The following is a 13,430-nucleotide window of genomic DNA, read 5'->3' on the forward strand; positions in this document are numbered from 1 at the left end:
AAGGTTACTTATTTTTATGAGTAGCCTTTTTTAAAACCAGTCAAAATAAAACGACTGAGTTTACTAAGTGGTTGGAAATTTAACAACCAAAAGCTATCCCTAACCTTTTATCTTTTCTTTAATATTACTTATTCTTTGTTTGTAATAATCATCAGGATTAATTTCAAATGCTTTAGTCGCAAATTTTAATGCATTAGTATAATCATTACTTGCTTCATAGAAATCAACCATAGAATTATAAGGATTTGCATTATTAGGATAGAACTTTATAGCAAATTCAAAAAACATCTGAGCTTTATTCAAGTCACCCATATCCATACTCATATGTCCAAGAGCATCAAAAAGATCTTCAGGGTACGGTGGAACTACATATCCAAAATGAGTTTCAAGTTTTTTTGCACGATAATTAATAAATTTGAATAACTCTTCCTTAGTAGTATCTGGAGAGTTGAATTTGTCTGTGTTTTCCATTTGATACCACTTAAAGTTGAATATCAAACCATCCATAATAGACGGAAAGGGTATCGTACCATGTATATCATTAGGATAGAAATTCCATTTAAATGCTAACCCATTTTTACTATGATGTTTTATCACGTTTGAAAAAGCAATATTAGCCCTGGGAAATGATGTTGATTCAGAGGTATCTTGCATTACATTATCGATATTAATATCTGGGTTTTGTGGATGTAATTGCCCATTTAAAGACATAAATAAAGATTTACCCTTATAAGAGCTTTTAGAAAATGCTTGCTGAGCATCTGATAATAATTTCTGATTGTCCCAATCTAGACTTGGGTCAATAGCAAGATAATTGGTGAAAAGATCTGGAGTATTGATTAGTGTGTACATAACAAATAAACCTCCATAAGAGTGACCTATTAATGTTCTGAATTGTGTGACTGGATATTTACTTTCTATAAAAGGAATTAGTTCACTACCTATGAATTTATTAAAATTATGAGCTTTTCCATTTTCTTCAGTATAAGGCATGCCGTATTTTTTATCAATTTTTGAAGTGGTTAAGTCTCTGGTTCTATTGCTGGCATTTGAAATACCTATTAGAATCATTTCAGGAGTAAACCCACCACTATAATACCTTTGTACATCATTAACAGTAGGAAGAAATACTTCACCATCTAAAATGTAAGCAACGGGGTACTTTTTTTTAGAGTTGTAATCTCCTGGTAACTGGACATAAAACTTTCTGTATTCTTTTAGTGTTTTTGAATAAATACTATCTATAGTACCAACTTTTTGTAAAAACTGATTGTCATTATTGGTTTGACTCATTAAAGATTGTTGGAATAAAAAAATCAATCCAATTACAATTAAGATTTGTATCTTATTCATTAGGTATGTTGAATTTAGCTTATTAAAAAAATAAATGTAAATGGTTTTTATTAAAATAAAAAACGGTTCAAGTTAAAACTTAAACCGTTTTGAAATATGATTACGCTACATGAGTAAAAATCTTAGCTACAATTTTCCAATCATTATCTACTTTTGTTAAAGATAAGTAGTCGTAATAATTATAACCTAACATTGGAACATGTAGTTTTACCATAGCAATATTTCCCATAATATCAATTCCCACAATTTTCATGTTAAAGGTTTCTTTTAGCTCATTTGGACTTTGTCTATTAGCAACTCCTTCAATATAGTTTTCAGCATTTTTAAAATAGTCCACTCCTTTAATATCTCCATAAATAGGAGTATTGTTGTGAAAACAAGCTTGAAGTTTTTTAATGTCTCCATAAAAAATACCTTCAAAGTAATTGGTAATTAAACGTTCTATTGCTGTTATATTATCTAGATACATGATTTTCATTTTAGATGGCATGACCAACAGTATGACCTCCAGCCACATTAATAGTTTCACCCGTAACAAAGTTTGAAAAAGCTAAATAATAAGCCGCTTCTGCAATATCATTAGTTTCTCCAATTCTATTTAATAAGTGTAAACCTGCTAAACTATCGGCATCTTCAATACCTATTTTTCCTTGCAATGGACTTCTGATAATTCCAGGAGCTATGGTGTTAACTTTAATATTGTCTTTACCAAATTCAGCTGCTAATTGTCTTGTCAAGGTATGAATTGCACCTTTACTCATTAAAGGAGCTGTTGCGGGAAAACCAGCGATAGCATGATCAACCAAAACAGTTCCTACATTTATGATTGCTCCACCTTTTTGAGCGACCATGTTTGGAATTACTGCCTGAGATGTAAAGTAGGTTCCTTTTAAGTTTACATTCCAATACAATTCTAAATCACTTTCTTGAACGTCTAAAAAAGGTTTTGGAGAAAATATTCCCGCGTTATTAATCAATACATCTATAGAACCAAATTTTTCCAGAGCTAATGTTACCAGTTTATAACTAGTTTCTTGTTTACTAATATCTCCAACAATATATGTTGCATTTGCAGGAGAACCTAGTTCCTGAAAAGTATTTAATAAGTTCTCTTTGTTAGAAGAATTCATAACTACGTTAGAACCTTTCTCTATAAAAAGTTTTGCAATTTCTTTACCAATACCTGTTGAAGCTCCTGTAATAATTACTGTTTTATTTTTCATGGTTTTATTTTTTTGTTCCTGTATATTGTTTACCATTATGTCCCCAATTTCCTAAAGGAATTTCTTCAATAACTATATGAGTAGTTGCAGGATTTTTTTGAAGTACATCCACTAAAAGCTGTGTAGTTCCTTCAATAAGTAGACGTTTTTGTTCTTGAGTTACCTGTTCGTCAGTAACTTTAATGTTTACGTAAGGCATAATAATATGTTTTAAAATTATGCTACAAAGTTGCGACGAGGGTACAATTTTACATAGGAGCTATGTCACTTCTTTGAAGTGATGTAGGTCACACATAGGAAATAAGTAAAATAAGAAGACTTACGAGTTAAGTCTGCTGAGAGTTTCTCTAGATACTCCCAAATAGGCAGCAATCATTTTTTTAGGCACTCGTTGGAAAAGTGTAGGGTACTGATCTAAAAGTTGGTCATATCGTTCTTTAGCAGAATTTTGTATGAGTGAAATGATTCTGTTTTGTAAAGCTATTCTACCCATTTTACTCTTTTTAGCCCAAAAGCGTTCCATTTTGTGCATTTGAGCAGTTAGTTTTTCTCTATTGTCATAAGTAATATACAACAGTTCACTATCTTCTATACAATCAATAGCAGTTTTGGCGGGGAGTTGTTTTACAAACGATTCATAATCGGTAATCCACCAATTTTCCATTGCAAACTGTAAAATATGTTCTTTACCGCTATCTTCAATAAAATAGCTCTTTACACAACCTTTAATTACCCAATATTCTTTATTTGCAATTTCGCCTTCTTGTACTAAATATTGATGTTTACGTTTTTTTATAGATTCGAAAAAACTTAAGATATATTCAAATTCTTCATCGGTAAGAGGAATAATTTCTTCAATATGTTGTCGTAAAGGGTGTGTCATGTGTAAATATTATACTATTTTTTTTTCATTATATGCAAATATAGTTTTAAAGTAAAGTAGTGTTTAGAAAAATGTTTTGTAATCTATAATTTTCTACAGATATTTTTTAAGTAATTATTTAATAGTTTCTAAACCTTATCGTAATTCAAAATAAAGGATCTACACCCTTATTCGTACTACATTTATACACAAAATAAAAAGGAGAAAAACTTTTTATATACTTCATTTAAAAAACGTTAAAATTTACCAAACGACCCCTTTTGTCTGGGTGCAAAAATAAGGGGTGACCCCTTTTGTCTGTGCTGTAAATTAGGGGGTTACGGTACTTGTCGTCAAATTTGTGGACGAGACATTAACACGCTCATTTTTTAGCGGTTAATATCTAAGAACAAGTAAAAGCGTCCAGCTTTCTTGTCGAATAATATTAAGTCCAACAAATAATTAGACGATTATGAAAAAATGTTTTAATCTGGGGGCACTTTCTAGTGTATTGCATAAGCCGTTGTTGTTTATGGGTATGCTAACTGTACCTCTTTTATCCAATGCTTCTAATAGTTATTACGAAACAACTATAACAAGGCATACCGAAGACTTCTTTACTGTAGAAGATCAACAGGCTTACGAAATTTCGGGTATTGTTAAAGATACTCACGGAATGCCTTTACCAGGAGTAACCGTAGTAATTAAAGGAACTACTATTGGGGTTTCTACAGATTTTGACGGAAAGTATACGTTAAATGTAGCATCAGGTAAAAATGTAACCTTAGTGTTTTCTCTACTAGGAATGGAAACGCAAGAAAAAGCTGTATCAGCTAATAAAAAAGTAGTAAATGTAACTTTATCTGAAGCTTCTGAGCAATTAGATGAGGTAGTTATTACTTCTGATGGATATAGAAAAATAGACCGTCGTTTGTTTACAGGTGCTGCTACAAAAGTTAATAAGGAAGACCTTTTACAAGGAATGCCTGATGTAAGTAGAGCCTTAGAAGGAAAGGTTGCAGGTGTTTCGGTACAAAACGTATCAGGAACCTTTGGAGCTGCTCCTAAAATTCGTGTACGTGGAGCCTCGTCTATTTTTGGAGACACCAAACCGTTATGGGTAGTAGATGGAGTGGTTTTAGAAGATGTAGTTGATGTATCACCAGATCAATTATCTTCAGGAGACGCAGCAACATTAATCGGGTCTTCAGTAGCAGGTTTAAATGCGGATGATATTGAAAGCTTTCAAATTCTTAAAGATGCATCGGCTACAGCATTATACGGAGCTCGTGCAATGAATGGGGTAATTGTTATTACAACCAAAAAGGGAAAGAGTGGTAAGATTAATATCTCATATAAAGGAGAGCAAACATTACGTGCTAAACCAACCTATAAAAATTATAACATTATGAACTCGGTAGATCAAATGTCTGTTTACCGTGAGTTAGAAAGTAAAGGTTGGTTGAATCATGCAGAAATTTCAAGGCAAAGTAATGGAGGAGTGTACAAAAAAATGTATGACTTAATTAATACCTACAATCCAAGTACAGGAAAGTTTGGATTGGAAAATACACCAGAAGCACGTGCTAAGTTTTTACAATCTTATGAAAGAAACAATACCGATTGGTTTGATGTATTGTTTAGAAACTCTATTATTCAAAATCACTCTTTAAGTTTATCAGGAGGTACCGATAAAGGAAACTTCTATTTTTCTACCAGTTTTTATAATGATGAAGGATGGACGTTAGCTGATGATGTATCTAGATTTACAGTAAACGCGAAAGCGAATGTAAAAGCTTCTGATAAATTAAAAATAGGTTTTTTAACTAGAGGATCTATCCGTCAACAAACCGCACCTGGTACGTTTAAAAGAAGTAAAAACCCTGTGGATGGAGCTTATGATCGTAATTTTGATATCAACCCATTTAGCTTTGCTTTAAACACAAGTAGAGTATTAAAGCCATACGATGATAATGGTAATTATGAGTACTATCGTATGAATTATGCTCCGTTTAATATTATTGAAGAGTTGGAGAACAACCAGATAGAAATGGATGTACTTGACTTAAAGGTTCAAGGAAACTTAGATTATAAGCTTTCAGAAAATCTAGATTATAGTTTTGTAGGATCGTTACGTTATGTAAAATCTACCCAAGAACACAAGATTACAGAAAAGTCGAACTTGGCTAATGCTTACAGAGCAGATGATACTTATGAAATAGCTTCATCAAACCGATTTTTATTTTCTGATTTAGCGAACCCTAATGCTTTACCAGTGGTAGTATTACCTAAGGGAGGTTTTTATAACAGAAAAGATGATTTGTTATTCAACTACTACTTTAGAAACTCGTTAAACTGGAATAAAACCTATAACGATAAGCACATTTTAAATGTATTAGTAGGGCAAGAATTAAAGTACTCAAATAGAGAAAACTCATTCTTTGATGGGGTTGGATACCAATATGATAGAGGAGGAATTCCTTTTATCGATTACCGATTCATTCAACAACAAGTACAGTCAGGATTTAGTTACTACGGAATGCAAGAATACCGTGATAGATTCTTAGCTTATTTTTCAACAGCAAGTTATTCTTACGATCGTAAGTATACCTTTAACGGAACCTTTAGATATGACGGATCTAACCTTTTAGGAAAGTCGAAAAGTGCACGTTGGTTACCAACTTGGAACGTAAGTGGTTCTTGGAATGCACACGAGGAAGATTTCTTAGCTGACTCTGATGTAATCTCATATTTAACCTTACGTGGAACTTACGGATTAACGGCAAGTATGGGACCTGCTAGAAACTCTAGCTTAATTTTAATGAACCAAATTTCTGATCGTCCTTATGACTCAGAAAGAGAGTCTCAGATGTTTATACAGTCTTTAGAAAACAGTGAGTTAACTTGGGAAAAGCAGTTTGAAACTAACTTAGGGGTTGACTTAGGATTGTACAATAACAGAATTAATTTAAGTTTAGATGCTTATAAAAGAAACGGATTCGATTTAATTGGTAACATTCGTACTTCAGGTATTGGAGGTGAGTTTTACAAGTTTGCCAACTACGCCGATATGGAGTCAAAAGGAGTTGAATTTACGTTAGGTACTAAAAACATACAAGGAAAGAACTTTAGTTGGAATACAAACTTAACTTTTGCATACAATAAGAATGAAATTACCAACTTAAAATCGTCACCTAATGTTTTTGATTTAGTACAGAGTACAGGTGGAGCTTTAGAAAACTATCCAGTTCGTGGTTTGTTCTCAATTCCGTTTGCAGGATTAAACGAAGAGGGAATTCCAACATTTATCAATGAAAATGGAGAGGTTTCTACCGATATAAACTTTCAGTCAGAAAATACAGACTTCTTAAAGTATGAAGGACCAATTGACCCTAAGGTAACAGGTGGATTAACCAATACTTTTAAATACAAGAACTTTAAGTTAAATGCTTTTGTTTCTTATCAATATGGTAATAAAATTCGTTTGCATCCGTCATTTAAAGCACGTTATTCAGATTTAGATGCTTTACCAAATGAATTTAAAAACAGATGGGTATTACCTGGTGATGAAAAATTAACCGATGTACCTGTAATTCTTTCAGATAGAGCATACGATGTGAACTACGAAAGAACTTACAATGCTTATAACTATTCAGACGCACGAGTTGCTGATGGATCTTTTATAAGAATGAAAGAGATATCGTTATCGTACGATTTTCCAAAACTTGTTTTAGATAACCTAGGCCTTAGTAATGCACAAATAAGATTACAAGGATCTAATTTATTCTTACTCTATTCAGATAAGAAGTTAAACGGTCAAGACCCAGAGTTCTTTAGAGCCGGAGGGGTGGCTATGCCTGTATCTAAGCAGTATACTATGTCATTAAAAATAGGATTTTAAACTATAGAAATTATGAAAAAATTTAAAACATATGTATGGTCTTTAATTGCTATAAGCGGATTGTTTTTTTCGTGTAGTGATTATTTAGAGACTGTACCTGATAACCGAGCAACGTTAGATTCACCTGAAAAAGTAAGTGAGTTGTTAGTATCTGCATACCCTGATGCTACACATATGAACTTTACGGAAACCATGACAGATAATGCAGGAGATAAAGAGAAAGGTGATTACATTCAAGATAGATTGGAGAATTCTGAAGCGTTTTTCTGGAAAGACCATACTACAGTAGAGCATGGTACCCCCACTTTCTATTGGAACGCTTGTTATAAAGCTATTGCGCATGCTAATGAGGCTTTAAAAGTAATAGAAGAGGTAGATGATCCAGCAAACTATTCAGCACAAAAAGGAGAAGCTTTATTAGCAAGAGCGTATTCTCACTTTATGTTGGTAAATCTATTTGCTAAGCATTATGATCCTGCAACTGCAAGTTCAGATTTAGGAGTTCCGTTAGTAACTGAACCAGAAACTACAGTTTTTAAAACATACAAGAGAGCAACAGTTGAAGAGATTTATACCAGTTTAGAACAAGATATTGTTGAAGGAATTAAATTAATTAAAGATGATGTTTACAGTGTGCCAAAATACCATTTTACGAAAGCAGCAGCGCATGCTTTTGCAAGCCGTTTTTATTTGTATAAAGGTGAATGGGATAAGGTAATTGAACATGCAAACTTTGTTTTAGGAGCTAATCCTGCAAGTAAATTAAGAGATTGGAATGGTGTATACCAAAGCTATACGGTTAATGAAATGGGAGCAGCATACACCAAAGCTGATGAACCTGCTAATTTGTTATTATCAAGTACACACTCTTTATGGGCTAGAGGATACATTGTATATAGATATGCCTTAGTAAATGATATTAAAGAAGAGTTATTTGATTCTCCTATTAATGCTTTTAGTCTTGGATACAGAGTAGTGGGGTCAGAAACATTGTTCCATATTCATAAGTACGAAGAGTATTTTAAACGAGTGGGCGGAGCTAATGCGAATGTAGGATATCCAATGTTAATGGCTCCTTTATTTGTAATGGAAGAGGTACTTTTTAATAGAGCAGAAGCACAAGTTATGAAAGGTGATTATGCTTCGGCATTGTTAGATTTAGATGCTTTTTATAGCAAAAGATCTACAAATTATGATCCATCTAATCCTATTGATGAAGAAGAAATCCGATCAATATACGAGGATGATACTACTCAGTTAACAGCACATTATCCGATAGCAGAAGAAAAAATGGATTATTTAAAATTTATTTTAGACTGGAGACGTCGTGATTTTATTCACTCAGGAATGAGATGGTTTGATATTCGAAGATTCCACATGCCAGTAGTACACAAAACTTTTAACGGTAATGAGTTGGTATTACAAGGTAATGATGCAAGAAAAGTGCTACAAATACCATCGTCGGCAATTGCAGCAGGTATAACTCCAAACCCTCGTTAATTTAAAATCTAGAAATTATGAAAAAAATAATATGCCTTTTAATTACAGGAGTTATGCTTATAACTTCTTGTACTCAAGAAGAGTTAGGAGATTCATTAATTGATACTTCCACTCCACAATTAAACTATATAGATCAATGGATTCGTGATAATTACACAACTCCATATAATATTGAAGTAAAGTATCGTTGGGATGATTCAGAATTAGATAATTCACGACCATTAACTCCACCTGAAGTTGATAGAGTGATTCCTTTTTTAGAATCAATAAAAGAGCTTTGGATTGAACCTTATATTATCCATGGAGGAGCAGACTTTGTAAAAACCTACATTCCTAAACTAATTGTTTTGGTAGGTAGTCATAATTATAATGCAAATGGATCTATTGTATTAGGGCAAGCTGAAGGAGGTAGAAAGATTACCATTTTCGATCTTAATTATATGGAAGAAGATGATGATAAAGAGCTATTAAGTAGTTTAAAAACCATTCATCATGAATTTGCTCATATCTTACATCAAAAGGTTGTGTACCCTGTAGAGTATCAAGAATTAACTCCAAGTTATACAACAACATGGTTTAATTTTTCAAACAAGGAAGCGTTGAGTAAAGGGTTTATAACACCTTACTCAATGAAAAGTCCTGATGAAGATTTTGTTGAAATGGCTTCTGAGTTTTTATTACGTTCAAAAACTGATTGGAATGAACTTATAGATGGTATTCAGGTATACAAACTAGATGAATATGGAAATCCAATTTTTGATTGGACCACTTTTACCTATGTAATTGACGAGGAAAAAACCAATAAAGCAAAAAGCTTGTTAAGAGAAAAACAAGACATTATGATAAACTACTTTTTGCAAGTATGGAATATTGATATGTACAATTTGCAAGAAGAAATCGCTAACAGGTTACCATAAAAAATATAAACGAAATATCATGAAAAAAATAATATATATACTTACCAGTATTACATTTTTACTGTACGGTTGTAGTGATAACACTACAGAAGTTTTTGATGCTCCTGCCGACGTAAGAGTTAACGAAAAGGTATCAGAATTAAAGAACTTATTAGTGTCTTCAGAACATGGATGGACAACTAATTATTACCCAAATCCAGAAGTGTTTGGAGGTTTCTCTTTTGTATTTAAGTTCAATACAGATGAAACTGTAGAAATGGTTTGGGATATTAGAGAAGAAAATAACCTTAGTTATTATTCAGTAAAAGCAATTGACGGTCCTACATTAAAGTTTGACACATATTCGTTGTTTTCAAAAATGACAGATCCTGAAGTAGGACAAGCAGGCCAAGGATTAGGAGGAGAACAAGAGTTAATATATCTAGGAGTTTCAGATGATGGGAATGAAATTTATTTTAAAGGAAAAATAAGAGGTGTTCCTGTAACATTTACCAAAGCTAAAGAACAAGATTGGCAAGATATAAACACTTTTAAAACGATGGAAACTACTTTAAAAGAGGTTCCTGGAGTACATTCATTTTACAATGTGTTATCGGTTGAAGGAGGTACACGAGAATATGTGTTGGTATTTTATGAAGATACACGTCGTGTATATTGTTACTATATGAATGAAAGTGGACAACCAGAAGAGTTTAACATGGGAGTAAACTTCTCGGCTGAAGGTTTTGAGTTTTATGAACCTATTGATATGGGAGGAGGAAAAAAGGTACGATGCTTTAAGTTTGATGAGGCATATAGTAAGTATACTGTAATAGATCCGGGAGTAAATGGAGAAATTGCTTTTAAAGATGAGTCACCTGTAGTTTTTAAGGATGCAGCAGATTTATATTTTTCTACAGCATTTGTTTATAGCTCTTTTGATAGCCCTAAACTACTTAGTCAAATTCAGGAAATGTTTACCATAGCAAAACTTCAATATTTTTATTATTCAGCTTATAGAGCTATTCCAGCTTATCAGGAGTTTAAAACTTTTTTTGAAGATTATTCTTCTTTTTCTTGGGATGTATCTGAGTTTGAAAAAATAGGAGAGGATAGTGTTGTGTTTCACGATGGAGGTTTTAGTAGTAGAGATTATGACGAAGCAACTATAACAAGTAATACAGGAGTTCAAGCATTATACAGCATACTTTTTGACCCGAATGGTTGGACAGTTGTACCAATAACAAAAGATGATTTTGGTAAACGATGCTATTTAGTAAGCAATTCCGATCCGAGTATTTATATGCGCTTTGATAGTGATGTTTTCGATTAATATTTGTGTTGAAAAAGAAAAAAATTGTGTTAATTAATTTGAATTGAGGGTAAGGGTGTTAACTATGGGGTGTTAATGCCTTTACCCATTTTCAATAAAGTACTGTAAATCTTGAATTATCTGATTTATACAGATGTTTTGTACAATGTCAGTTCAAGTAATTTTTATCTCATAATCACTTGGTACAAATTGTATCAAGAACTACTCTAATACTTCTCACTACTTCATTTAAAATTAAATCACTTTATAGAGTGCTATAATAAAGCGAAATAATATCAACTACCTTTAAGTAAATCTACAGGATATTAGTAAAAAAACTTAATTCATTTGAAGTATTGGGAAATTAAATTCACTTAGTGGAATTAAAAGTTACTAAGATATTCGTACAGACTATCTTTCGGGTTCAAGTCGAACTTTTTTCTAAGTCGATAGCGTCTTTTCTCAACAGCATTAACTGATATGTTAAGAACCCTAGCAACCTCTTTAGTGTCTAAATTAAGACGTAAGTAAGCAGAAAAACGAAGTTCGTTAGCATTCAAGTCAGGGTGTTTAGCAACAAGTTCTTTAAAAAATCCTTGATGAACACCTTCAAAATGAATTTTAAAGTTTTCCCAATCCTTATCTAAGTTAATATTACTGTCAATACTTTTTACAAGTGATTTTAAAGCCTTTTTTACCTCAGCACTTTTTGCATTTTCCATGGCAGCAGAAACAGATTCTTTTACAGTTTGTAGAGCCTCATTTTTATTAACTATATGCAAAGCATTGGTTGTAAGCTCTCGTTCTTTTAGCTTTATTTCTGTTTTGTATTTCTGCTTTCTTAATTTGTTTATTTCTTCTTTGGCTTGTATTTCTTCTTGTAAGCGTAAGTTTTCTAAATCTTGTTTCTTTTTTTCAGCATTAATTTTTTCTAGTGCTAGTTTGTCTATTTCTTTTTCTTGTTCAAGTAATAGGTTGTCTCGTTTTAAACTTTTACGATGAAGGTTTAAGTTTCTGAAAATTAAAAAAGAAATAACAAGTAGCCCTACTATAAGTATGATTAAGTTTCGTTGTTGACGTTTTACATTCAATTCTAAATTTTTAATTTCTTCTTCTTTCTTTTCAGTTTCATATTTAATTTTAAGTTCGTTTATCTGTTTTTGTGTTTTATCGTTATAAATCTGATTATTGTAAACAATAAAATGATTTTTACTTTCTAAAGCTTTTTTATAATCGCCTGTGTGAGCATAAGCATCTGCTAGTTCTCTGTAGTTATCTTTAATATGTTCTCTATCTTTATTTTGAATAGAAAGAGCTAGTGATTTTTCAAAAAATAAGATAGCTTTATCATAATCTTTTGAAGCTAAATAGTACCTCCCTAAATTATGAGAAGCAACAATAATTCCTCTAGCGTATTTAATGGTCTCAGAAATTTCAAGAGATTTGTTATAGTTTAAATAAGCATTTAGAAGATTCTCTTTTCCTAAAAAAATATCTCCTAAACTATTAAAAGCAGTGGTGAGCATTTGACTTTCTCCAAGTTTGGTAAATACGGGTATAGCTTTTTCTATGCTTTCCATACTTTTGTCGTAATCCCCCATTAAGGTGTATATGTTAGAAATGTTTACAAGGGTTTTTGCCTTCAACATTTCTTTATTTTCTTTAGTGTAGATATCAATAAGACTATTAAACCATTTTAAAGCATTATCGTAATCTTCGTAAATAGAATAAATAATAGCAATGTTGTTTTGAAGTTGAGCTATTCTATCAATCCTATTCAATTCTTTTGCTTTATTTAAAGATTCAAAATAATATTCTAAAGCATTGTTATACATTCCTAAATGAAAATAAGTGATTCCTATTTCATTTAAGGTACTAATGATATTATCTTCTAATTGTTTATCAACTGCAATTTTCTTGGCGGTTTTAAACTTCTGTAAGGCTTCAAAATAGTTGCCGATGTTTGAATTTTCACGCCCCAAAAAAGTAAGCGCTTCAACTTCTGCTCTTGGGTTATTTAATTCTCTTGAAAGTTCTAGTGCTTGTTTCCCATACAAAACACATTTTCCAGAATCTTTTTCTACATAATAACTACAAAGCTGAAGAAGTATTTGTAATTTATCTTCCTTATTCGCCTGTTTTAATTGGGTTTCAAGATTGTTGATGATTTTAGTATCTGAATCAAGTTGAGAGTATGAAATTGAGGTTATGGATAAAAAAATAAGTAATGCTAAACCTAGTTTTATATCTATAATTAAATGTTTACATGCTTTATACCAATCGCGCATTAAAATATGATTACAAACTTTAAAACAAAAAGAAATGTTTTAAAGGAGATTATTATTTCTTCCTATAGCTAAATTACAAAAATGATATTAGAAAG

At 31.9% G+C, this 13,430-nt stretch carries 10 protein-coding genes; 4 read left to right on the forward strand and 6 right to left on the reverse strand.

Translation table 11 applies throughout. From position 1 onward, the window contains the following. Nucleotides 1-99: 99 nt before the first annotated feature. The 5 genes from ACQY6M_RS14410 to ACQY6M_RS14430 all read right to left on the reverse strand — a co-directional run bounded on the left by ACQY6M_RS14410 (nucleotide 100) and on the right by ACQY6M_RS14430 (nucleotide 3,459). Entirely contained in the window at nucleotides 100-1,353 is a 1,254-nt protein-coding gene (locus ACQY6M_RS14410) for an alpha/beta hydrolase-fold protein (RefSeq protein WP_428741116.1), read from the reverse strand. A gap of 100 nt (nucleotides 1,354-1,453) precedes the next feature. Then, nucleotides 1,454-1,822, reverse strand: coding sequence for a nuclear transport factor 2 family protein (locus tag ACQY6M_RS14415; protein ID WP_428741115.1), 369 nt, complete (start codon nucleotides 1,820-1,822; stop codon nucleotides 1,454-1,456). Between the two features lie 10 nt (nucleotides 1,823-1,832). Then, on the reverse strand, nucleotides 1,833-2,576 hold the full coding sequence (locus tag ACQY6M_RS14420; RefSeq protein ID WP_428741114.1) for an SDR family NAD(P)-dependent oxidoreductase: 744 nt from the start codon (nucleotides 2,574-2,576) through the stop codon (nucleotides 1,833-1,835). A 4-nt stretch (nucleotides 2,577-2,580) separates the two neighbouring features. Beyond that, nucleotides 2,581-2,775: a tautomerase family protein gene (locus ACQY6M_RS14425; protein WP_133535486.1), complete on the reverse strand. Its 195-nt coding sequence runs from the start codon at nucleotides 2,773-2,775 to the stop codon at nucleotides 2,581-2,583. 120 nt (nucleotides 2,776-2,895) lie between these two features. Then, nucleotides 2,896-3,459 carry a Crp/Fnr family transcriptional regulator gene (locus tag ACQY6M_RS14430; RefSeq protein ID WP_428741113.1) on the reverse strand — a complete coding sequence of 188 codons (564 nt, stop codon included), beginning with the start codon at nucleotides 3,457-3,459 and terminating at the stop codon, nucleotides 2,896-2,898. Nucleotides 3,460-3,910: 451 nt separating this feature from the next. Here ACQY6M_RS14430 and ACQY6M_RS14435 point away from each other — a divergent pair, with 451 nt between their 5' ends. Genes ACQY6M_RS14435 through ACQY6M_RS14450 form a run of 4 tightly spaced genes read left to right on the forward strand, consistent with a single transcriptional unit; the run spans nucleotide 3,911 to nucleotide 11,068 of the window. Next, nucleotides 3,911-7,339, forward strand: a complete 3,429-nt coding sequence (locus ACQY6M_RS14435) for a SusC/RagA family TonB-linked outer membrane protein (RefSeq protein WP_428741112.1) — start codon at nucleotides 3,911-3,913, stop codon at nucleotides 7,337-7,339. 12 nt (nucleotides 7,340-7,351) lie between these two features. Beyond that, the gene (locus tag ACQY6M_RS14440; RefSeq protein WP_428741111.1) at nucleotides 7,352-8,839 is read left to right on the forward strand and encodes a RagB/SusD family nutrient uptake outer membrane protein; all 1,488 of its coding nucleotides are present in this window, start codon (nucleotides 7,352-7,354) and stop codon (nucleotides 8,837-8,839) included. Between the two features lie 17 nt (nucleotides 8,840-8,856). Further along, entirely contained in the window at nucleotides 8,857-9,756 is a 900-nt protein-coding gene (locus ACQY6M_RS14445) for a zinc-binding metallopeptidase (protein ID WP_428741110.1), read from the forward strand. Between the two features lie 19 nt (nucleotides 9,757-9,775). Beyond that, a complete protein-coding gene (locus ACQY6M_RS14450) occupies nucleotides 9,776-11,068 on the forward strand; it encodes a DUF4302 domain-containing protein (protein WP_428741109.1) in 1,293 nt (430 codons plus the stop codon). 362 nt (nucleotides 11,069-11,430) lie between these two features. Here ACQY6M_RS14450 and ACQY6M_RS14455 read toward each other — a convergent pair whose 3' ends face one another. Beyond that, on the reverse strand, nucleotides 11,431-13,335 hold the full coding sequence (locus tag ACQY6M_RS14455) for a tetratricopeptide repeat protein (protein WP_428741108.1): 1,905 nt from the start codon (nucleotides 13,333-13,335) through the stop codon (nucleotides 11,431-11,433). Between the last annotated feature and the right edge of the window lie 95 nt (nucleotides 13,336-13,430).

Source organism: Tenacibaculum sp. (genome assembly GCF_050290165.1).
GTDB lineage: Bacteria > Bacteroidota > Bacteroidia > Flavobacteriales > Flavobacteriaceae > Polaribacter.